The sequence below is a fragment of the Nocardia carnea genome (assembly GCF_029868325.1).
GTDB classification, from domain to species: Bacteria; Actinomycetota; Actinomycetes; order Mycobacteriales; family Mycobacteriaceae; genus Nocardia; species Nocardia carnea_C.
This window is the reverse complement of sequence record NZ_JARWNW010000132.1, coordinates 23,166-45,369: the sequence shown is the minus strand read 5'-3', so window position 1 is coordinate 45,369 and position 22,204 is coordinate 23,166. Positions and strand designations below refer to the sequence as shown.

The 22,204-nt window shown below is 65.6% G+C and carries 20 protein-coding genes and 1 tRNA gene; 8 read left to right on the top strand and 13 right to left on the bottom strand.

Annotation, left to right across the window (positions count from 1 at the left end; all coding sequences use genetic code 11):
- Positions 1-3: 3 nt before the first annotated feature.
- Positions 4-2,265, top strand: coding sequence for a hypothetical protein (locus QH196_RS09780; RefSeq protein WP_280415439.1), 2,262 nt, complete (start codon positions 4-6; stop codon positions 2,263-2,265).
- Between the two features lie 70 nt (positions 2,266-2,335).
- On the opposite strand, the gene QH196_RS09775 is transcribed toward QH196_RS09780, so the two are convergent.
- Both QH196_RS09775 and QH196_RS09770 read right to left on the bottom strand, forming a co-directional pair.
- A complete protein-coding gene (locus QH196_RS09775) occupies positions 2,336-2,884 on the bottom strand; it encodes a DUF6069 family protein (protein ID WP_033244317.1) in 549 nt (182 codons plus the stop codon).
- Between the two features lie 156 nt (positions 2,885-3,040).
- The gene (locus tag QH196_RS09770) at positions 3,041-3,958 is read right to left on the bottom strand and encodes a D-isomer specific 2-hydroxyacid dehydrogenase family protein (RefSeq protein WP_432279463.1); all 918 of its coding nucleotides are present in this window, start codon (positions 3,956-3,958) and stop codon (positions 3,041-3,043) included.
- A gap of 9 nt (positions 3,959-3,967) precedes the next feature.
- On the opposite strand from QH196_RS09770, the gene QH196_RS09765 reads away from it, so the two are divergent.
- Positions 3,968-4,885 carry an SDR family NAD(P)-dependent oxidoreductase gene (locus QH196_RS09765; RefSeq protein WP_348538058.1) on the top strand — a complete coding sequence of 306 codons (918 nt, stop codon included), beginning with the start codon at positions 3,968-3,970 and terminating at the stop codon, positions 4,883-4,885.
- A gap of 40 nt (positions 4,886-4,925) precedes the next feature.
- Here the strand turns inward: QH196_RS09765 and QH196_RS09760 are convergent, their stop codons facing one another.
- Together QH196_RS09760 and QH196_RS09755 are read right to left on the bottom strand one after the other, a co-directional pair.
- The gene (locus QH196_RS09760; RefSeq protein WP_280415438.1) at positions 4,926-5,771 is read right to left on the bottom strand and encodes an NAD(P)H-binding protein; all 846 of its coding nucleotides are present in this window, start codon (positions 5,769-5,771) and stop codon (positions 4,926-4,928) included.
- Entirely contained in the window at positions 5,768-6,223 is a 456-nt protein-coding gene (locus tag QH196_RS09755; RefSeq protein ID WP_280415437.1) for a nuclear transport factor 2 family protein, read from the bottom strand. The genes QH196_RS09760 and QH196_RS09755 overlap by 4 nt, the downstream gene beginning before the upstream one ends.
- A 90-nt stretch (positions 6,224-6,313) precedes the next feature.
- Here QH196_RS09755 and QH196_RS09750 point away from each other — a divergent pair, with 90 nt between their 5' ends.
- Complete coding sequence (locus tag QH196_RS09750) at positions 6,314-6,925, top strand: TetR/AcrR family transcriptional regulator (RefSeq protein WP_280415436.1); 612 nt, start codon at positions 6,314-6,316, stop codon at positions 6,923-6,925.
- Between the two features lie 129 nt (positions 6,926-7,054).
- Here the strand turns inward: QH196_RS09750 and QH196_RS09745 are convergent.
- The 9 genes from QH196_RS09745 to QH196_RS09705 form a co-directional block, all read right to left on the bottom strand.
- Positions 7,055-7,128: transfer RNA gene (locus tag QH196_RS09745), tRNA-Leu, on the bottom strand.
- A 58-nt stretch (positions 7,129-7,186) separates the two neighbouring features.
- Complete coding sequence (locus tag QH196_RS09740) at positions 7,187-7,747, bottom strand: hypothetical protein (RefSeq protein WP_280415435.1); 561 nt, start codon at positions 7,745-7,747, stop codon at positions 7,187-7,189.
- A complete protein-coding gene (locus QH196_RS09735; protein WP_280415434.1) occupies positions 7,747-9,225 on the bottom strand; it encodes an amino acid permease in 1,479 nt (492 codons plus the stop codon). The genes QH196_RS09740 and QH196_RS09735 overlap by 1 nt, the downstream gene beginning before the upstream one ends.
- 37 nt (positions 9,226-9,262) lie before the next feature.
- Positions 9,263-10,723 (bottom strand): peptide MFS transporter, encoded by a 1,461-nt coding sequence (locus tag QH196_RS09730; protein WP_280415433.1) that lies wholly within the window; start codon positions 10,721-10,723, stop codon positions 9,263-9,265.
- 81 nt (positions 10,724-10,804) lie between these two features.
- On the bottom strand, positions 10,805-11,752 hold the full coding sequence (locus tag QH196_RS09725; protein ID WP_280415432.1) for a Ppx/GppA phosphatase family protein: 948 nt from the start codon (positions 11,750-11,752) through the stop codon (positions 10,805-10,807).
- 52 nt (positions 11,753-11,804) lie between these two features.
- Positions 11,805-12,326, bottom strand: a complete 522-nt coding sequence (locus tag QH196_RS09720) for a DUF501 domain-containing protein (protein ID WP_280415431.1) — start codon at positions 12,324-12,326, stop codon at positions 11,805-11,807.
- A complete protein-coding gene (locus QH196_RS09715) occupies positions 12,323-12,916 on the bottom strand; it encodes an FtsB family cell division protein (protein WP_280415430.1) in 594 nt (197 codons plus the stop codon). The genes QH196_RS09720 and QH196_RS09715 overlap by 4 nt, the downstream gene beginning before the upstream one ends.
- 8 nt (positions 12,917-12,924) lie before the next feature.
- Complete coding sequence (eno, locus tag QH196_RS09710) at positions 12,925-14,208, bottom strand: phosphopyruvate hydratase (RefSeq protein WP_280415429.1); 1,284 nt, start codon at positions 14,206-14,208, stop codon at positions 12,925-12,927.
- Positions 14,209-14,685: 477 nt separating this feature from the next.
- Positions 14,686-15,420: a lytic transglycosylase domain-containing protein gene (locus QH196_RS09705; RefSeq protein ID WP_280415454.1), complete on the bottom strand. Its 735-nt coding sequence runs from the start codon at positions 15,418-15,420 to the stop codon at positions 14,686-14,688.
- Between the two features lie 281 nt (positions 15,421-15,701).
- Between QH196_RS09705 and QH196_RS09700 the strand changes: the two genes are divergently transcribed.
- From QH196_RS09700 to QH196_RS09680, 5 genes are all read left to right on the top strand, one after another.
- A complete protein-coding gene (locus QH196_RS09700; RefSeq protein ID WP_280415428.1) occupies positions 15,702-16,892 on the top strand; it encodes a DUF7373 family lipoprotein in 1,191 nt (396 codons plus the stop codon).
- 8 nt (positions 16,893-16,900) lie between these two features.
- A complete protein-coding gene (locus QH196_RS09695) occupies positions 16,901-18,127 on the top strand; it encodes a DUF7373 family lipoprotein (protein WP_280415427.1) in 1,227 nt (408 codons plus the stop codon).
- A 27-nt stretch (positions 18,128-18,154) separates the two neighbouring features.
- Entirely contained in the window at positions 18,155-19,717 is a 1,563-nt protein-coding gene (locus QH196_RS09690; protein ID WP_280415426.1) for a serine/threonine-protein kinase, read from the top strand.
- Positions 19,718-19,735: 18 nt separating this feature from the next.
- The gene (locus QH196_RS09685) at positions 19,736-20,899 is read left to right on the top strand and encodes a DUF7373 family lipoprotein (RefSeq protein WP_280415425.1); all 1,164 of its coding nucleotides are present in this window, start codon (positions 19,736-19,738) and stop codon (positions 20,897-20,899) included.
- A 76-nt stretch (positions 20,900-20,975) separates the two neighbouring features.
- Positions 20,976-22,196 carry a DUF7373 family lipoprotein gene (locus tag QH196_RS09680; RefSeq protein WP_280415424.1) on the top strand — a complete coding sequence of 407 codons (1,221 nt, stop codon included), beginning with the start codon at positions 20,976-20,978 and terminating at the stop codon, positions 22,194-22,196.
- Positions 22,197-22,204: the final 8 nt, after the last annotated feature.

The window sequence follows — 22,204 nt, the reverse complement described above, 5'->3', positions numbered from 1 at the left end:
ACCGTGCCTGACTTCGGTTTACGAGCTGAACGAAAGACGACGTTGTGCTGGGCCGCCGCGACCGTTCTCGGGGTGCTCGCCGGGTATGCCGCGGTACTGTTCGCCAACTCCCGGCACTTCTACACCGACGACACCGAGGCCCAGTACGTTCCCCTCTGGCTCGACGTCGGGCGGCGCCTGCGCGAAGGCGAATTCCCGGGTATCGCACCGGAACAGTGGATGTCCGGGAACTTCCTGGTCGAAGGCCAGGCCAGTGTGTTCAACCCGCCGCAGCTGCTGGTCGCTTTGCTGGCGCCGTCGTTCGACAACCTCGTCGTGCTGGCCACCCTGGTCAAGCTCGCGTATTCGATCGTTCTCGCGCTCGGCGTGTTCCGGGTGTGCCTGGCGTACCGGGCGCACCCGGCGTGGGCGGCGGTGGCGGGTGTCGCGTTCTGCTTTTCGGGATGGCTGCTGTTCCTGGACCAGGCGAGCTGGGTGCTCGGTCTCGCCGGTACGGCGTGGCTGACGCATGCGTGGGCGTCCGGGGTGCGCTACGCACGCGGCCGCGGCGGCCCGGTCCCGGTGTTCGTATTCCTGTTCTTCGCAATCACTCTCGGATATGTCTGGCCCGGTGTCGAATCCGCGTTCATGATCGTCGCCGTGGCCGCCGGGGAGTGGGTGTATCAGCGCACACCATGGCCGTCGGTGCGACTACTGCTGGCCGCCGGCTGCGCCGGGGCAGCGGGGCTCATGACCTACCTGCCCTCGATACTCTCGGCCGAAGTGACCTGGCGGACCGCCGACGACATGATCAACAACGACGGTTTCATGACCGTGCCGTGGTCGGAATCGCTGAATGCGAGCCTGCCCAGCACACTCCCGTCGTTCAATTCGTGGTTCGGCCTGATCCAGCCGATGCCGATCGTATATATCGCCTGGTTCCTGATTCCGGCGCTGGCATTCATCGATTGGAAGGCGGCCGGGCAGACCTTGCGGCAGTCCGCCGGGGCGGTGATCTTCGCCGGTATTGCGCTGATGTGGACCGCAGGTCCGGCCGCCTTCGGTCCACTGCGGTGGCCGGCGCGGGTTCTGCCGATGCTCGCCCTGGGGCTGCTCGTGCTGTGCTGTGTCCTGCTGAGCCGCCACGGGACCCTCACCAATTGGCGAACGCGGTTCGGAGTGGCCGGGGTGCTGGTGCCGGCGCTGCTGGTGCGGTCGGTGTCCTCGGCTCCGCGGGACCGCATCTGGACGCATATCGGGGCCGCCGCGGTCGTGCTGGTACTGGGGATCGCGGTCGTGGTGGTGTTCGCGAAATGGGGCCGGAAAGCGGCGTGTACGGCGCTGCTGGTCACCTTCGCCCCGATCGCGTACTACCAGGTGGACAGCTCGTATCCACACCCGATGTCGTGGAACCTGCCCGAACGTCGCTCCGCGGCGCAGGCGCTGTTCCCGGACTTCGACGGCACAACACTGCAACTCGGCAACAGTTCGATCTTCCCGGGCGACGCCAAGGACCTCACCGGCGTCTACAGTTCGCTGGTGGTGGGCCTGTATGCCGCGGACCTCGGACTCGACTACGTCAACGGCTACACCCCTATCGGGCACCGCGCGTTCTCGGAACGCACCTGTATGCGCTGGGAAGGCAGCACTTGCCCGGAGGCGTTGGACAAGATCTTCGCCCCGGAACCGCAGACCGGTGAACCCCTGGTCGACCTGATGAAGGTGGACCGGATCACCCTGATGCGGCTGGTGTATCCGGATGCCCGCGACAACCCGCCCCCACCCGGCTGGCACTGGGTGGACTATCCGCCGAACGACAAATGGATCTGGGTCCTGGAGCGCGATACCGGCCCCGTCTCGACGACGGCCGGCCGAATCGCCCATACCGAAGGTGTCGACGCGGTCTCGGTCTCGGAAACCGAGAACACCAGTACCGTGCGGGTCTCGTCGGAGCATGGCGGGCGTATCACGTTCGCGCGCCTGGCCTGGCCGGGCTACCGGGCCACGATCGACGGGCGCGAGCACGACTCCGGTGCCCTCGACGAAATATTCGTCTCGGTGGAGATACCGGCGGGCACCGAGAACGCCGAACTCGAGGTCACGTGGCGGCCGCCGGGTATGCCGCTGGGAATCGCCACCTTCGCGCTGGGCCTCATCGGTATCGGCGTGCTGCACCTGCTCTACGTTCGCCACCGTTCACGGCCCCGTACCGGAAACTTGCCGCCGGAACCCGAACCGCTTGCTCCGGCACCGGCGGAAAAGACCGAATCATTCGCCCGCGTGTGAAATGGTCCGGAGCCGGCTCGTCGACGTGCCCGCGCGGGTACCTCGCTCGATGCAGCGGGGCAGCTCCGGTTCAGTACTGCTGACGCCGGTCGATCGCGCCCGCCCCGATCGACCCCAGCAGCGTGATGATGCACAGGCCCGCGATCAGGTTGATCACGGCGGTGGCGATCTTGGCGTCGAGCCCGGCCACCAGGGTGAACGGCAGCAGGACCGCCAGCGCCGTGACCAGCCCCGTGATCCAGTAGAAGAACTGCAGCGGATTCGGCATCAGCGCCAGGAGCAGGTTCAGCAGGCCGGTGGCGGCGATCGCGGCGGCGGCGCCGGCTATCGCGTACGAGGTGGTGGAGACCGTTCCGTAGGCACCCGCGCCCTCCGGGGCCAGGACCGCGATGTTCAGGATGCCGCGTACCAGCATGATGGCGACCACGATGACCAGCGCCACCACCACGGCGGTGCCGAGCCCGCCTGCCCACAACCGGCCCAGGTTGATTTTCGGCTCCGCCGGCTCCGCATAACCCGGCGGCTCGGAGTACCCCGGTTGCTGCGGGTACCCCGGCTGTTGTTGGTGACCCTGTCGGTAAGGGTCCTGCCGTCCATAGTTGTACGACGGATCCGTCATAGGCAGAAACTACCCCGCCCGGGCCCGCGCTCCCACCCGAATCGGGCAGGCATGTCGCCGGAAATCGCGGCGGCGCGTTCGTGCACCCGCACCGATCCGCCCGCCACCACTGCGAACGGCGCGTGTGCGATCGCGAACTCCGAGTCAGGGGAACTCTCAGTAGCCGCGCTCGGTGTCGATCACCGCGAGCAGCTGCTCCGCGGCCGCGAAGCGTTCGACATTGACTCGCACATGCTCTGCCAGTGCCCTGGTGAGCCCGGTCGCGGGATTGGCGATATGCGGTGTGATCAGCGCGTTGGGCAATGTCCACAGCGGGTGGCCGGCGGGCAGCGGCTCGGGGTCGGTGACGTCGAGCGCCGCACCGCCGATCGTGTTGTCGCCCAGCGCGCGCACCAGCGCCTCGGTATCGATCAGGGCACCCCGGGCCACGTTCACTATCCACGCCGTCGGCTTCATCCGGGCCAGTGTGCCCGCGTCCACGAGGTGCGCGGTATCCGCGGTCGAGGGGGCCGCGATAACGAAATGGTCGGCGCGTGACCATATTTCGGCGGTCCGGGTTGCATCCACTGTTTCCGCGGCACCGGGCACCGGGATACCGGATCGGGTCACCGCCAGGACCTGGGCGCCGAACGCGGTGAGCAACGGGATCATCGCGCGGCCGATACCGCCACAGCCGACGATCGCCACCGTCGCGCCGCGCAGGGTGCCGACGCGGGCATCGAACTCCGCCTTGCGCCAGGAGGCCGCCCGCGCCTGTTCGGCGAGCCCGCGCACTCCGGCGAGCAACAGCAGTGTCGCGTGCTCGGCGACATTGCCCGCGTACGCGCCGGCCGCGGAGGTCCAGACCCGCCGGTGGTCGACGAGTCCGGCCGCCAGCCACGATTCGACGCCGGCCGAGGGCAGCTGCACCCAGCGGACCGACTCCGGGAGCTCGGCGGGAAACGTATCCGGGCCCTGCGCCCAGACCACCGCGTCCGCGTCGGCGAGCGGGACCAGGACGCCACCGCCGCGTTCGATCCCGGCGGCCAGGGCGGTCTCATGGTCAGGACCCAGATGTATTCGAGGCGCTCGCACACACCGACTATGCCCGATGCACAGGATGACGACGACACCGTGCGCGATTCGCCTGATACGTTCGGACAGCTGTCCAGCGAACATAACGGGAGATCGAGCATGCAGGTCGCGGGAAACGTCTTCGTAGTCACCGGAGCCGGAAACGGAATCGGGCGATGCGTCGCACTGGAGTTGATCGGCCGCGGCGCGACCGTGGCCGGCGCCGACCTCGACGAGCAGGCCCTGGCCCGCACCGCAGCACTGGCCTCGGACCCCGGCCGCTTCACCGCCTACCGGCTCGATATCGCCGACCGTGACGCGGTGGCCGCGTTCCCGGAGACCGTGATCGCTGCACACGGGCAGGTGGACGGCGTGTTCAATATCGCGGGTATCCCGCAGAACCTGCAGACCCTCGCCGATATCAGCGACGACCGGATCGAAACGTTGATGCGCGTGAACTTCTTCGGCGCGGTGTGGATGTCGCGCGCCTTCCTCCCGCACCTCGAGGATCGGCCGGAGGGCGTCATCATGAACACCTCGAGCCTGTCGGCGATCGCCCCCTTCCCGGGCTCCGCGGTGTACGGCGCCTCGAAGGCCGCACTCGCGCTGTTCAGCTACGGGATGGCGCAGGATCTGCGCGGCAGCTCGAAGGTCACCGTCACCACGGTGCTCCCCGGGACAGTGTGGACCGATCTCGTGCGGCAGGTCTCCAAGGAGATGGGCGCACCGGAGAAGCTGGCCGAAGGTTTCGCGGCGAAGCCCGAGAAAGTCGCGCGCCGGATGGTCGATGCGACGATGAAGGGGAAGGGCCGGGTCGTCATCGGCAAAGACGCCCACGTCTTCGATGTCGTCCGCCGGTTCAGCACCCGCGCGGCCGACCGCCTCTCCTACCTGCAGGTGGGTCGCGGGGTGTACAAGAAGCAGCCCGAATCCACCCCGCAGCCCTAGTCACCACGCGCCGACAGACCCGCCCAGCTTCGCGATGTGGTCAGGGAGCGAAGGCCGCGCGGTGCGTGTCGGCGAAGTCGGCGAACGACCGTGCCGGGCGCCCTGTCACCTCGGCGACAGTGGTCGTGACACGGTTTTCCGCGCCGTGCCGGATCTTCTCGTCGAGACCGGCGAGGAAGGCCGCATAATCCGGCGGCAGGCCCATCTCGGTGAACCGGGCGGCCATCTCGTCGGTGCTCACATTCCGGTGCCGCACCACCCGGCCGGTGGCGGCGGAGATCATCCCGGCGGCGTCGGCGTAGCTCAGTGCCGCGGGACCGGTGATCACATGGTCGGCATTGTGCGGTGCGGGGTCGAGCAGCGCCCGGGCGGCCACCGCCGCGATATCGGCGGCATCGACGAAACCGATTCGACCGTCGCCTGTCGCCGTCACGATCTCGCCCCGTTCCCGGATACCCGCCGCGAGCTGACCGGCAAAGTTCTGCATGAACCAGGACGGCCGGAGCACGGCCCATTCGGGCATCATCGTCCGGATCAACGGGGCCAGGGCACCGGGCCCGGAGTCGCTGTCCGGTAGTGCGGACGAACCGAGCACGACCACCCGCCGGATCCCGGCCCGGACCGCGGTTTCCAGGAGCTTCCCCACACGCGGGACAGGATCGACGTCGCCCGGAGGCGCGATCAGGTAGATCCGGTCTACCCCCTCGACGGCGGCGGCGAATGTTTCCGGCTCGCCCCAGTCGAAGCGAACGAGTTCCGGACCACCGCCCGCGGCCGACCGGGTTGCGATACGTACGCCGGCGGCGTGGGCGCGTAGACGTGCGACCACCCGGCTACCGGTCGTCCCGGTGCCCCCGATCACCAATGTGGTGGACGATTCACTCATCGGTTCGCGCTTTCGCCGACAAAAGCGCTGGTGAGCTCGTCGAGCCCGCCCATGAACTCGGCGGCGGCCAGCGGGCTCCAGTAGTCGCGGTAGGACACGATCTCGCCGTCGTGTGCGGTGAGGACCGCGACATATCGCATCCGATAGGGCCGGCCGGTGGCGACAACCCGGCCCGCGGCCTCGAACTCGGCCACGACGGTCGCCGGGTCGGTCGACTGGTGCAGGGTGTGTGCCGTGATCTCTCGGGCGTCCAGTAGGTCCGGGTAGCCGCGGAGATAGTTCGCGATGGCGGCGCGACCCTCGAGTCGTGCGGGATAGCCGGGGGCGGCGAACGGAAACTCCATCACGCCGTCGACGGCCCAGAGTCCGGCATACCCGGACATATCTTTCGCCAGCAGCAGCCGCAGGGATTCGGCGTAGAGATCGCCGGCGGTGCGGGATGACTCGGCCATGAACTCACCTTCCATAAACGGACGATACGGTACCGTCCCGTCCACACTATAGAAGGACGAGACGGTACCGTCCAGCCGTAAACTCATCGCATGACCGAACGACCCGGACGAACTCCCACCGGCGCCGCCGTCCTGCAACACCGGATCACCTCGGCGATCGAAGACGCGGTACTGCGCGAACTCGCCGCACAGGGCTACAGCCGACTGGCGATGGAGGCGGTCGCCAAGGACGCCGGGGTGAGCAAGAGCGCGCTGTATCGCCGGTGGCCGTCGAAACAGGAGATGGTGACGGCAGTCCTGTCGAAAATCAGTCTGCCGTCGACCGAACCCCCCGATACCGGCTCGCTGCGCGGCGATCTACTGGAAACCCTGCGCGCGGTGCAGGACTGGCTGTCCGATCCCCGCTTCGCCACCCTGCTGACCGACCTCACCGCCGAGGCGCTACGCAACCCGGACCTCGCCCCGGTCACCGATTCCCTGTGCTCCCCCCGGCGCGCATTGGGCGCGGCAACATTCCACCGCGCCGTCAACCGTGGCGAACTACCCCCCGACCTCGATCTGGACTTGGCCCTCGATCTCGCCGCCGCCCCGATCTACTGGCGACTGATCATCCGCCGCGCCCCCGCCGAACCCGGCTACCTCGAACAACTCGCCGACTACATCCTGCGCGCCCTCGCCGCCCGCCCCACCGAAATCGCCTGACCGTGGCGCGATCTACACCGGCGCCTCCCGATATCTCACGAAAGGACCACTGCGGACGCCCTGCGGATCGCTCGGCAATCGGACACCGCGCGCGATCCAGAGCATGGCGCCCCACCCGCGGCGCCACGGTGCCCCCAGTGGGACTCGAACCCACACTGTGCGGATTTTAAGTCCGCTGCCTCTGCCAATTGGGCTATGGGGGCGTGCGGACCACACACTACCGACTCGTACACCCGTACCGGAATACCCGGCGCAAGTGAGTCACATGGTGGGATCTGTCTGAATCGCCTGACAGGCCTCGACCAATACGTCCGCCGCCAGCAAACCCGATTCCTCCGCCGCCTCGCGAACCTCGTCGGACAAATCGTAATCTGTTGTCACTGCCAGTAAGGCCAGTTGCAGCGCCTCGCCCAGCCGGCCCAGCCGGCGGGCGATCAGCGCCTCGTCCATCTCCGGACCCAGGTTCTCCCAGCCCACCGGCTGCACCCCGTCGATACGGTAGCGGCGCAGGGTGTCCTCACCGAGCACCTTCATGAAATCCACCGCCGAGGCCATACAGCGGTTGTTCGCGACCCGGTACTCGGTGCGGTCGGCGATCTTGTCGATGAGCACCGCGACGATCGTGGCGGCGGTGAACATCCCGTCACAGACCCGGGCCGGGGCCGCCTCCGGTGGTCCGGGCGGGGCCGTGGCCAGACCGGTGGTGACCGCATCGATCCACTCCACCACCAGCTCGGTACCCGAGGCATCGGTTCGCTGTGGCTCGTAGAACTTCGGTTCGTCCCGGCGCCGGAACCACCGCCACGGTAGACGCATCGCCATCACCCCTGTTCGGAAGCGGACTTGCCGAGCAGCGAATGCCGCCGGCCGTATGCGAAGTACATCACCAAACCGAGCAGCATCCAGACTGCGAAACGCAGCCAGGTTTCCACGGAAAGATTCACCATCAGCCACAGGCAGGCCAGCACCGCAAGTATCGGCACCCAGGGCACGAAGGGCACGCGGAATCCACGTGGCAGATCGGGGCGGGTGCGGCGCAGGACCACCACGCCGATGGCGACCAGCAGGAACGCGAACAGGGTCCCGATATTGACCATTTCCTCGAGCGTGCCGAAGTCCACGAACCCGCCCAGGATCGCGCAGACGACCCCGACGGTCACCGTGATCCGTACCGGAGTACCGCGCGAACCGGTTTTGGCGAACCACCGCGGGGTGAGCCCGTCCCGGGACATGGCGAACAGCACCCGGGTCTGGCCGAGCAGCAACACCATGACGACGGTCGTGAGACCGGCCAGCGCGCCGATAGCGATGATCCGGTGGGCCCAGGTGACTCCGTGCACTTCGAAGGCGGTGGCCAGGGTGGCATTGTCACCGGCGAGCTCGGTGTAGGGCACCATCCCTGTCAGCACCACCGTCACGGCCACGTACAGGACGGTCACGATGATCAGCGACCCGATGATCCCGCGGGGCAGGTCGCGCTGCGGGTTCTTCGTCTCCTCCGCCGCCGTCGCGACCACATCGAAGCCGATGAATGCGAAGAACACCAGGCTCGCCGCAGCGAGCAGGCCGTACCAGCCGAAGCTGCTGTTGCCGCCACCGGTCACCCAGGAGAACAGCGACTGGGTCAGCCCGGAGCTTTCCTCGACGGGTACCGATTCCGGGATGAAGGGGGTCAGGTTGGCGGAGTCGAAGAAGGTCAGGCCGACGATGATCACCAGCAGGATGACCCCGATCTTGATCGCCACGGCCACCGCCGAAACACGCGAGGACAATTTGGTGCCGAGCGCGAGCAGCGTGGTCAGGACCGCGATCAGCAGTACCGCCCCCCAATCGAAGGTCACCCCGCCGATATCGACGACCGCGGCGCCGTGATCGAAGACCTGACCGAGATACTGCGACCACCCCTTGGAAACCACGGCGGCGGCGAGTGCGAACTCCAGCAGCAGATCCCAGCCGATGATCCAGGCGGCGAGCTCGCCGAAGGTCGCGTAGGAGAACGTGTACGCACTACCGGCCACCGGCACGGTCGAGGCGAACTCGGCGTAACACAGCGCCGTGAGCCCGCACGCGACGGCGGCGAATACGAACGCCAGCGAGACCGACGGCCCGGCGACATTGCCCGCGGTGCGGGCGGTGAGCGTGAAGATACCGGCGCCGATGACAACGGCGACACCGAAGATCGCGAGGTCCCATGCGGTGAGCTCCTTGCGGAGTTTCGCGCCGGGTTCGTCGGTGTCGCGGATCGACTGCTCCACCGATTTGGTGCGGAACAGCGAACTGCGGCTCTTCGGGGTCGTCACGGCAGTCTCCTCGTCTCTGGCGCGAGTATCGGAAACGCTAGTGCACGCCCGACATATATCGGGTTATCCACGACGACAACGCCGCAATCACGACACCGGCCGCGATGGCGACCAGCCCGGTGATCCCGAAGTAGGCGAATTCGGCGTCTGCCGAGTAGAACCGGGCCAGTACGCCGGAAAGCGTGGTGCCCAGTGCTACCGACAGAAAGTAGAGCGCCATCATCTGTGCGCGGAAATGTTCGGGCGCCAGCTGAGTGGTGACCGCCAGCCCGATCGGCGAGATCAGCAGCTCCGAGACGGCGAACACGGCCATGATGAAAAGCACCGCCAGCGCCGGCACCGCCTTACCGGTGCTCCCCGCCATCGGCACGAAGAGCAGGAATGCCGCCCCCATCCCGATCACACCGAACGCGAATTTGCGGGGCGTGCTCGGTGCCCGCCTGCCCAGTTTCGTCCACAGCAACGCGAACAGCGGCGACAGCGTGATGATCCACACCGGTTCCACCGAGCCGATCCAGTTCGACGGTGCCGTCCAGCCGAAGATATTCCAGTTCATCCGTTCGTCGGAATACACCGCCAGCACGGTGAAGATCTGCTGGAACAGCGCCCAGAACACGACATTCGCCACGAACAGCGGCACGAACGCCCATACACGGCTGCGTTCGACCGCGGTGACCCGGCGGTGGGTGAGCAGTACGGCGAAGTAGACGAGGGCGGCCACCACGATCAGCGCCGTGGTGACATCCGGGAGATTGCCGATCGTGACCAGGCCGGTCACCAGCACACCCACGATCACCAGAATCGCGACGAGCAGCAGCCCCGCCAGCGGGCCGAACGCGCGGCGCGGCAGCGGATCCGGTACGTCGCGGCCGGCGGTTCCGAGATTGCGCCGGAATACCACATACTGGATCAGCCCGAGCGCCATCCCGACCGCGGCCGCCCCGAAGCCGGCGTGGAAACCCCACTCCTCCTGCAGGAGCCCGGTGAGCAGCGGCCCGACGAAGGCGCCCAGGTTGATTCCCAGATAGAACAGCGTGAACCCGCCGTCGACCCGCGCGTCACCTTTCGGGTACAGGGTGCCCAGCAGCGCCGACGCATTCGATTTCAGCGCGCCACTCCCCAAGGCGACCAGCACCAGGCCGATGCCGACTCCGGCCAGTCCGGGAATCAGGGCGAGGGCGATATGCCCGGCCATCACCACGACCCCGCCGTAGAAGACGGTCCGTTCCATCCCGATCAACCGGTCGGACACCCATCCGCCGAGCACCGTACACAGATAGACGAGACCGCCGTAAGCACCTACCAGCCCGACAGCCGCGTCCTGGTCGAGCCCGAGCCCGCCGTCGGTGGTCTCGTAGTACAGGTAATAGCCCAGGATCGTGAGCATGCCGTAGAAGGAGAACCGCTCCCACAGCTCCACACCGAACAGATTGACCAGGCCGATCGGGTGCCCGAAAAAGGTCCGGCCGGGGACCGCCGTGGAAGGTGCTTCCGACATTCTCCGACTGTGCCATGAACCACACCCGCCGCGTGGCATACCGCACCGAACCGATATCGCACGTCGGCGCGTGCGCCCGGGTCAGGCGATCGACTGGGCGATACCGTCCAGAATGTCGTGTTCGCTGACGACCAGTGCCCGGATACCGGCCCGCTCGGCCAGCTCGGCCGCCAGCACCTCGGTGATCACGGCGCCGCCGCCGATGACATCCACCCGCCCGGGATGCATGGGACCCAGCGCGGCCCGTTCGTCGTGATCCATCCCGATCAGCCGATCGCAGACCGCGTTCAGTTCCGGCAGTTCGATCCGCGCGAGATGCGTTTTCGCGGAATCGTATTCGGGCAGGTCCAGGGCCACCGCGGCAAGTGTGGTCATCGTGCCGGCCACCCCTACCCAGGTATGCGCACCGTCCACCGGTACATGGGCGAAGGCCTCGGTGAGCCGCCCGGACGCGAAATCGCGGGCCGCGGCCACCTGGTCGGCCGTCGGTGGATTCCCGTGCAGGCACCGTTCGGTGACCCGCACACAGCCGATATCGGCCGAGAACGCCGCCCGCACACCGGTACTGTCCCCCACCACCAGCTCGGTGGAGCCGCCACCCAGATCGACCACCACAAAAGGCCCGTCCTCCGGCCGCAACTCACCCACCGCGCCCGCGAACGACAGCCGCGCCTCCTCGTCGCCGGTGATCACCTCGGCCTCGGCACCCGGCACCACGCGACCCAGTTCGGCGCGGGTCATCGCGAAGAAATCTTCCCGGTTCGCCGCATCGCGGGTCGCGGAGGTGGCGACCATCCGCACCCGCCGCACCTCGTGCTCGGCCATCAGTGTCGCGTAGTCGGCCAGCGCAACCCGGGTGCGTTCGATCGCCGCCGGGTCGAGCCGGCCGGTCGCGTCCACGCCCTTGCCGAGCCGCACGATCCGCATCTCCCGATGCACATCGGTCAGCGTGCCGTCGGCGCCGATATCGGCGATCAGCAGGCGGATCGAATTGGTGCCGCAATCCACGGCGGCCACCCTGTCGGTCACGGCGACTCCTTCGAAGCTGGTCCATGCGGTCCGCGGCGGTCGGCGTCTCGCCTCATGATTCGTCTTCCGGCGGTGGGTAGTGCGGCCAGTCCGCCGGGACCGCGGTCCCCCGTAAACCGTTCTCGGCGGCCAGCGCCACCGCTTCGTCACCGAGCGGATTCACCCCCGGACCCTTGGCCAGCGCGTGCGCGATCAGCACGTGCAGGCATTTCACCCGGTCCGGCATACCGCCGCCACTGAAATCGGTGCCCAGTGGCTCGATCTCGTCGCGCTCGGCCAGATAACTCTCGTGCGCGGCCCGGTAGGCGGCGGCCAGCTCGGGATCGTGGCCCAGGCGTTCGCTCATTCCCTTCATCACGCCCGCGGACTCCAACCGGCTGGCTTCGGCGGTGAGCCGCGGATCGGTCAGGTAATACAGCGTCGGGAAGGGAGTCCCGTCGGGCAGTTTCGGCGCGGTCTTCACCACCGCGGGCAGACCGTCGGGTGTCCGGTAGGCGATGGCGAGCACCCCGCGCGGGGCGCGGCCCAGTTGTTCGGCGACGATCTGCAGATCTCGGTCGTCGGGTGTGCTCACCTGTTTCCTTCCGGCTGCGGCGCGGGTGGGGCCGATTCTTCGACGGGTGGTTGTTCGGAAATACTGCGCCACAGGTCGGTGTACCACGGGTCGGGAACGTCGCGCGGCGCCTGCGGGTCGGGGATGGCGGGTACCTCGATACCCGGGACCTGCACGATATAAGGGGTCTCCCCCGGCATCACCAGCCGTAACCGGTCCCGCGCCTCGGACCGGATATAGGCCGGATCCTCCTGTTGTGCCCGGCGGTCCTTCAGGACGGCGATATCGGCCTCGAGCGTCCGGCGTTCGGCCGCCAGCTGGGCGGCTTCGGAGCGTTGCGTGAAATAGGTACGCATGGGCACCGCCAGCGTCATGGCCAGCGCACACACCACCATCGCCAGAATGATCGCCTTACCGGCGGAAAGCCCGAGGATGGTCCGTTCCGACCAGTCCCGGGCCCCCGCGGCGCGACTGCGAGACCGGCGGGTGGTGCGCCGCACCCGTTCGGCACCGCCGTGCACTTCGGCGGCAGGCCGCCGGGACGGCGCACGCGACGTACGCCGGTTACCCCGCCCGGCCGGGCTGGTCCCGCGCGCACGCCGCTCCGCCATCGTCGTGCTCAGTCCTCGAAGGTGAACCGGGGGAAGGCGACATCGCCGGCGTACCGGGCCGAATCGCCGAGCGCGTCCTCGATCCGCAGCAGCTGGTTGTACTTCGCCACCCGCTCGCTACGCGCCGGCGCACCCGTCTTGATCTGCCCGCTGCCGACGGCGACGGCCAGATCAGCGATGGTGGTGTCCTCGGTTTCACCCGACCGGTGCGACATCATCGTCTTGTACCCGTTGCGGTGCGCGAGGTCGACGGCGTCCAGGGTCTCGGTGAGCGTGCCGATCTGGTTCACCTTCACCAGCAGCGCATTCGCGGCGCCCTTGGCGATACCGTCCTCGAGCCGTTCCGGGTTGGTGACGAACAGGTCGTCGCCGACCAGCTGCACCTTGTCGCCGATCTCGTCGGTGAGGGCCACCCAGCCGTCCCAGTCGTCCTCCGACAGCGGGTCCTCGATCGACACCAGCGGGTACGCCGCGCGCAGCTCGGTGTAGAACTTCGCCATCTCGGTGGCACTACGTGCCGAGCCCTCGAACTGGTAGGCACCGTTGGAGTAGAACTCGGTCGCCGCGACATCCAGCGCCAGCGCCACATCCCGGCCCAGCTTCAGCCCGGTCTTCCCGATCGCGACGCTGATCAGGTCCAGCGCCTCCCGGGTACCGGCGACGTCCGGGGCGAACCCGCCCTCGTCGCCCAGCCCGGTGGCCAGCCCCTTCTCCTTCAGCACCGCTTTCAGCGCGTGATAGACCTCTGCGCCCCAGCGCAGCGATTCCTTGAACGTCGGCGCCCCGATCGGCGCCACCATGAATTCCTGCACATCCACCCCGGTATCGGCGTGCGCGCCACCGTTGAGGATGTTCATCATCGGCACCGGCAGCACATGCGCGTTCGGCCCGCCCAGATAACGGAAAAGTTCCAGCCCCGACGATTCCGCCGCCGCCCGCGCCACCGCCAGCGACACACCCAGCAGCGCGTTCGCGCCCAGCCGGGACTTGTCCGGGGTGCCGTCCAGATCCAGTAGCGCCTGGTCGACGGTCCGCTGCTCGACGGCATCCAACCCGATCACCGCCGGCGCGATCTCGTCCAGAACACCCTCGACCGCCTTCTGCACCCCCTTGCCGAGGTAGCGCTCCCCGCCGTCCCGCAGTTCCACGGCCTCGTGCTCACCGGTGGACGCACCCGACGGCACCGCGGCCCGGGTCAGGGTGCCGTCGTCGAGGGCGATCTCGACTTCGACGGTGGGGTTACCGCGCGAATCCAGGATCTCGCGAGCTCCGACCTGTTCGATGATGGCCACGAAAACAACACTCCTTCGGCTGTCGGCACGGTGTGATCAGGAAAGAGCCGTGCAGTCGCGAGCCTAGTAGGCCCGCTCGGAGCCAGTCCATCTGCCGCCCCGCACCACGCCGAGCTCCCCGGAAGCTGCTGCCCATCCGGTACACCGCCACGCGCCCAACCCCGCCGTGCCGAACAGTGTCACGAGGTCACGCGCGCGCCGCCCATGAGCCACAGCACGCCCGAGCGAGGTCGGTCCGCGAGCAGCCTTGCCAAGGGCCCGTAGTCGGCGGCCGGTGGGCGGGACTCTGCGCACGCACCGCACACACCTCGACGGCGCAGGGACGAGCTGACGCGGCCTGTTCCTCGCCGGGGCGACGGTTTCCACGGCGACCTCGGCTGAACGCGGTCGCTGCAGGTTCGCCGCCACTCCCAGTGGAGGTCTCGCCGGGCCCCAACAGCCATGCGCCGAGTTCAGAGAGCAGGGGCCGCATTCCCCTCACACGCGGCGGCCGACACTGTAGGCCGCCGCCCGGTCACGGACCTCCTCCATATAGCTCTGCGACCGGTTATAGGTGAACAGCGCCCGGCTCCACCCTTCCGCACTCAGCAGATCCCCACCGCTGACACACAAGTAACGGGCAGCCGTCAACGCCGCATCATCGATACTGTGCGGATCGGCCACCCCGTCCCCATTGGCGTCCACTCCCCACTTCCGCCAGGTCTCCGGGATGAACTGCATCGGCCCGACCGCCCGATCGTAAACCGTATCCCCATCGAACCGCCCACCATCGGTATCCCGGATCTCGGCCACTCCCGGCGACCCGTCCAGCGCAATCCCGATGATCCCCGGCTGCACCATCCCATCCACCCCCACCTCGGCACCACGATGCCGGCCGTGATCACTTTCCACACTTCCGATCCCCGCCAGCGTCGTCCAAGCGACCCCACACTCGGGCCGCGACCTCCCCATCACCGCCGCCGCATACCCATACGCCTCCAACGCCGCCACCGGCATCTCCAGCCGATCCGCATGCTCCGACGCCCACCCGTTCAACAACGCCGCGGTCCGGCCGGGGGCATCGATATCGATCACCGGAACCGGCACCCCGGGGCCGGGTGGGGTCCCCTCGGGAATGGGCACGAGTTCCTCGCCCACCCCACACCCGGTGAGAAACAACGCGACGATCGAAGCGGCGATAACGCCGTACCTGCGGGAACGCACACCATCCATCATCCAGATCGGCGGGCCGGCGGACGGGTAGCGCGCTGATTGTGTCCGGAGTCCTACCCGGCCGGTTGTGCTATCGGCCATCTCGGGTAGGCGAAGGCCCATTACGGTTCAAGCGCCGATCGGCGCAACTTCCGCGGAACACCTTGCCGGTCAACCGACTACATCAAAGCTGGTCATCCTTCATACGCCGGGACTTATCACGCTTCCGCTGCAGAACGTGCAGTACGATTCCGCGAGATCGCAAACGTAAGGGGGGCGCCATGCACCGAACGGGACCTGTCGTGCTGCGCAGAATCCTCGGTGTACTGGCATCGAGCGCACTGCTGGCCGGGGTTGCGGGGTGTGGAACTGTGGTTGCGGGGGAAGCGGTACGGGCGAAACCCGACCTTTCCGGGCTGAGCGTCGGCAACTACCCGACCGAACCGATCGACTACGGCACTGCGGCGGACGATGAGGCGGCCCGATACCGCGAAGGCCAGCGATTGGGCGACTACGTTGCCATACCCTTCGAAGCCGACCCCATATACGTCAAACGCCTCTTGGGGACCGGCGGACCGGTCGTCATGGACCGCCGGGATATGCAGTCACTGGTCATCAACGACACCTTCGACGAGGTTGCGTCGGACCTCATAGCCGGTTGGGTCCACGCCTGGGGGACAGAAGGTGAAATCGGCACCACGCAGCAAATGAGTGTCGCTGTGTTGATGTTCCCCGACGCGGCCTCCGCTGAAGCCGTTGCCGCAGGGCTCGAGCGCGACGACTTCACCTATAACGCCGACAACCGGCCCGTACAACTGGCAAAGTATCCACATTCGAAAGCGCACTGGCGGCCCGGTACTGCGTCTCTCGGCAGCTGGACCAGTCATGACCGATACGTAGTCTTCGTCAAATACGACGACTACTCCGGAAAATCCGGCCTACCGGACATGGTTCGGCGGACAGAGTCTCTACTCGATGTGCAGATGCCATTACTCGACGATTTCGAGCCCACTCCTGCAGATCAACTCGAGAATATCGCACTGGACCCGGACGGGGTGTTGCGCGTGGCGCTGCCGAGAAACGAGCAGCTCACGACCATGGTTGGGCCATCCAGCACCTTCCGTGGGCGCGGAGCACTGCATGCAGTCGACGGATTGACCAGTCTCGAATTCCTGGACAAGGGTCAGGTCACCGCGATCGCGCTCGCCGAGACTGTTGTGATGCGCAGTGCCTCGGTCCAGGGCGCCGAAGCACTATGGGACCTTCTGCGTCCACCGGATACGGAGTCGGCCGAGGCGGAGCCACTCGACGCGCCCGCCGGGATCACCGAAGGTGAGGCGGAATGCTATCGCAGGAAGACCGAAGAATACGAACGGCTTTCGAGCTTCTGTGTTCTACATACAGGTAAGTACTTCGCTCAGGTCGAGGGAGCGCAGATCCAAGATCTGCATCAGAAGACCTCCGCTCAGTACGCCCTACTCACGGGCAACTAGGGGGGTTCGTGACCACAGGCACCAAGGGGCGGCGCCGCCACAGAGCATGGACCACCGCACTTGTCGCTGTCGTAATCGCCGTAACGACAGCCGCGTGCGGTGAAACGCTATCCGGTCACGCAAGCCCCGGTATGACACCGGTCGATCTCACCGAACTGGACTTCGGGCCGGCTCCGAGCGAGCCGACCGAATTCGAGCTGGATGCAATGATGCTGACCACTGAGATCTACGATATCGAGGGGCGTCGTATGCTGGCCTATTTGGCCTCGCCCTACGAAATCGATCCCGAACTTCGCTACCTGGGCGATACAACGGTCATAACACAGGGCTCGCTGGCTTTCGGCAATTTCTTTCCGGATTCGTTCGAGCCGATAGCAGAGCGGAACCACCTTGTCGCCGGAGCGGCAACAGCGCGCGAAAACAAAAGCGAACGCAGGAAGAAAACCGGTACTGTCGCCGTGCTGAGGTTCGGCAACGAAACATCCGCACGGACTGCATCGAACGAGTTCGACGCCGAACTGAATGTGCTGTATCCGGGCCGCCAAAAGACTGACGTGCCCGGGCACCCAGGTGTCCTCGCGGGAGTCGGTCCGAATCATGACCGCGGGCAAGCGATCGCCGTCAAAGGGCCCTACGTAATCGCCGTTTCGGTGACAACGCCGGCAGATCAATTCGGCGATATGTCAGTCAGGCTGCAACAACTCCTGGACTGGCAGTTCGAGGCGATGAAAGACCTGACTCCGACACCGGCCGACGATATCCTGGACCTGCCCATCAATCCCGATGGCATCATGAATCTCACGCTTCCGGAGAAGTACAGTGGCGGATTCGGCCTGTACGATGAACTGCTCGGCGCTTACCCACCCGAAGCTCACCAACATTTCGAGTATGACGCGGAGTCCGTTGGCGATTACTCCAGCTACGGCGTAGACCTCGTAGCTCGAAATGGGGCAGTGGTCTACCGCACGGGTAGTGTCGCACAAGCTTTCGCACTGCAATCAGCGCTGGCCCGTCCGGGAAAGTATGACGAGGAAATCCCCGGACCACCGGGGATCGCCGATTCACGTTGCATCCAACGCGATTACAGCTTCGGTTTCATCGAAGGTTTCTATTGCGTGACTGTTTTCGAGAACTACGTAACGATGGTGGACACTTCAGGGGCCGGTGACCTGCCCTCACCCGAACTCTACAAGACCACCGCCGCTCAATACGCCATCCTGGCCAACAGCCGATAGACGAGTGGCCTCGAGGAGGAGAAGCAAATGGCACTGCCGCCCGGCGCCGTTATCGGCGGCTACCGAATAGAACGCATACTCGGCAGCGGCGGTATGGGCTCGGTATACCTCGGGCAGCATCCGAGCCTGCCGCGCCAGGACGCCATCAAGGTCCTCAGCGAGGAACTGACGAATGACCCCGAGTTCCGTGCACGTTTCGAACGTGAGGGCAGCCTCGCCGCCGGCTTGGACCATCCCAATATCGTCCCTGTGTACAACCGCGGTGAAGAGCATGGCCTGCTGTGGATCGCGATGAAGTTCGTGCCGGGCACCGACGCTTCCGAGGAGGCTCAGCGAGGCCCCGCTGTAATGACTGTCCAGCGCGCCTTGCGGATCATCTCCGAGGTGGGCAAGGGGCTCGACTATGCGCACCGGCGGCGCCTGCTGCACCGGGATATCAAGCCGGCCAACTTCCTGCTGTCGAATTCGCCCGACGACGATGAAGAGCGGGTACTGCTCACGGATTTCGGCGTCGCCAAGTCGGTAGAAGACGGCCAGGATCTCACCGCGACCGGCAAGTTCATGGCTACGATCGCCTATGCCTCGCCGGAGCAACTACTCGGACAGCAAATCGACTACCGCTCCGATATCTACAGCCTCGGTTGCTCGTTCTACAGGTTGCTGACCGGACAGAACCCATACCCGTCGACGGTGCCGGCGATGGTGATGATGGGCCACCTGAACGAGACCCCGCCGCAAATTTCCGCGGTTCGGCGTGACTTGCCGCCCGCACTCGATCATGTCTTCGCGAAAGTGCTCGCGAAGAATCCAGCACACCGCTACGGTAGCTGCCGCGATTTTGTTGCCGATGCGGAAGCCGCACTCTACGGACGGAGCCGGTACGTCGCACCCGACGGCGACTACCGGACAACGGGCCACGGAGCGCCTTCCACCTACACCGGCACGCACCCACAGACAGCTACAGCCGTTACCCAGCGCGACCAAGCCTCCATCATCACCCAGCCACGCGAGGGATCAGAATATTCCGCCTCGAACCACGGCAACAGCAGAGCTCCTATGCGGCGGAAGTTGCTTATCGCGACGGCGTCGGTAATTGTCGCGGTCCTCGCGATCGCCGGCGGTATATACGCGGCCTCCGGGGGTAGTTCCGGACCGTCCACTGGCCCCGACCTCGCCCAGGTCCGTTCGGAACACCCTGAGTTCGCGGGGAAGACCATTGCAGTCTTCAACTACGGGAACTCGATGTTCTCGGCCGCCCTCGACGGCTCGCCCCAGGCGAACTTTCTCCGTGATATCGGCTTCAGGTACAGCGACGAATACCTGCCGCTCCGAAACGAGCAGTCACCACGCGAGCTGGCGCCGAGTGCATTGGACCTGCCCGACCTTCTGGATGTGATAATTGTCGGCCGAACCGACAATGCCGCCGGAAACGGCGGTCTCGGCGGTCTACCGACCGCATTCCTGAATTCGTCCGCAAAAATCGTTGTAGTAGATGATGTTACAACCGTACAAGCGTTACAGGTATGGACCGACCAATCGCCCGGCACTCTGGTCAGCGAGTTGGTTCCAGACATATCGAAGGTCATCTGACCTATCGGGGAGGACGATATGCAAACGTTGAAACGCCTGTCAATAGTGCTACCGGTTTGCGTTGCACTGTTCACAGGAACCGGCTGCGGCGATGGTTCCAACAACCCCTCCGCTGTCGACACAGGCGCGCTCCAGCCGGGCAACTACCCCACGGACCCGCGATCTGCCGAGGAAGTACGCACTCCTGAGAATATCGATATTCAGGAAGCACTCCGACTCGGCGCCTCCGTTCCAATGATCATGGAGAGCGAGCCCGGGTTCGTTTTCAATCAAGTGGGCTCTTCAGTGCGCAAGATAATCACACAGAAGAATCCCCCGAAATACACTGAATTCGACTTCTCGGCGCAAGTGCCCGGTTTCATAGCAGGGTGGAAAACGGTCGGGCAGCGCCGAGAAAACAGTGTCCACGGAAGGGTGGTCGAGTTGACAGTGTTGCGGTTCGCAGAACCGCAACAGGCAGAACATGCCGCGAAATACCTGTCGGATGCCAATTTGCGCGGAAAGTATCCGCCGATCGGACCGATCGCTGTCCCCGGCTATCCGGGCGCTTTCGGACAGGTCAGCAAGTACGGCGGTATATCGGTATGGGTCGCCCAGGGATCGTTCATGGTCCAGGCATGGGTCGGATCCGGCGTTGACATCCCCCCGGATCCCGCCGCTTTGGCCGAACTCTTCAAACATGTCTTGGACAGGCAGTTCAGCGCTCTGCAAAGCTACGAGCCGACACCGCCCGACAGGATCGACGAGTTACCGGTCGACCGGGACGGATTACTTCAGTACACACTGGTGGGCCCCGAGCCCACTGCGGAAGCAGTGATGGATCCCGACGTCGCGCTGAATTTCCTGCAACGACCGGACCTGGCAAAGCGAGCGTTCGAAGACGCTCATGTCGATCTCACGGTATTCGGCGCGACCACAATTTATCGAGCAGGGGATCCCGCCGCAGCCGATCGTTTGAAGGCCTTCTTCGTATCGCAACAAGACTCCGCGCTTCAACCGGTCGATTCGCCGCCAGGTTTGCCGGCGGCGTCCTGTTCGGAAAATCCCGAGGAGACCAGTTCATACTCCTGCATTTTCACGACCGGCCGGTACACCGTTGTAGTCGGCGACTCGAATCAAATTCAGGATCTACACCAACAAGTGGCGGCGCAGTACCTTCTCCTCGACAAAGCAGACGGGTAACGGCACGGGGCGATGGAAGGCCGCGTGCTGTGGCACCACACAGTGCAACATTGTTCACGAGTACACAGGGGGATAATTGAACGCCGCAGGTAAAAGTGCACGTCCCTGGATCGGGCTGAAACTCGCGATTGTCGGCATCGTTGCCGCAGCAGTCACCACCGGATGCGGTGATGCTGTCGCCGGACGAGCAGTTCCTGGGATGACGCAGGTAGACCTGGCGGAACTAGACTATGGTCTGGCCCCCACCGAACCGTCTGCATTCGATCCAGACCTGGTGGTGACGGCCGATATCTACGCCATCGAGGCGAGACGCATGCTGGCCTACTTGGCGTCACCACACAAGATGGACCCGGATCTACGGTATCTGAGCGACACGTCACTGATCATGGACGGCGCCTTGACGTTCGGATCCATCTTTCCGGATACATTCGCAGCAATCGCGAGCAGGAACTATCTCGTAGCAGGTGCGGGAACCCAACGGAGTAACGGTAGTTCCCGAACTGAAAAGAGCACGGCGGTTGCCGTTCTGCGGTTCGGGAACGACCATTACGCGCGTACAGCAGCAAACGAGTTCGACGCCGAATTGGATGTGTTGCACCCCGGCCGAGAGAATGTGCCGGTTCCGGGATACACCGACATCCACGCGGGAGCCCCACCCACTCGCGACCGCGGAAATGTTTTTGCCGTCAAAGGACCGTACGTCATAGTGGGATCATTTTCTGCGCCGCCGGACCAGTTCGGTGAAATGGGAAACAGGATGAAGCGGCTTCTGGATATCCAACTGGACGCCATGGCAGACCTGACTCCTACCCCGGCCGACGACATCCTGGATCTTCCGCTCAATCCCGAGGGGATCATGAATATGGTTCTGCCGGAAGAACACGGTGGCAACGGGATGTATGGCGCGTTCCAGGGCGTCTACCCGCCGGAGGCTCATATTCACTTCGAGTACGACGCCGAGCCGTTCCCGGACTACACCGCTTACGGGGTCGACCTGGTCGCGCGAAACGGGGGCATTGTCTATCGCACCGGCACAAACGAACAGGCGTTCGCACTACAAGCGGCCCTTGCTCGTCCGGGCAGATACGATGAAGAGATTCGCGGGCCGGCCGGACTGGCCGATGCCCGCTGCGTCCAGCGTAGCTACACGTTCGGTTTATTCGAGAGATTCTATTGCGTGGCCGTCTACGACCGTTACGTCGCACTGGTGGATGCTTTTGGGTTGGGCGACCTCCCTTCACCGGAACTTCACCAGACAACTGCCGCCCAGTACGCGATTCTCGTGAATAGCCGTTGACAGCGCCG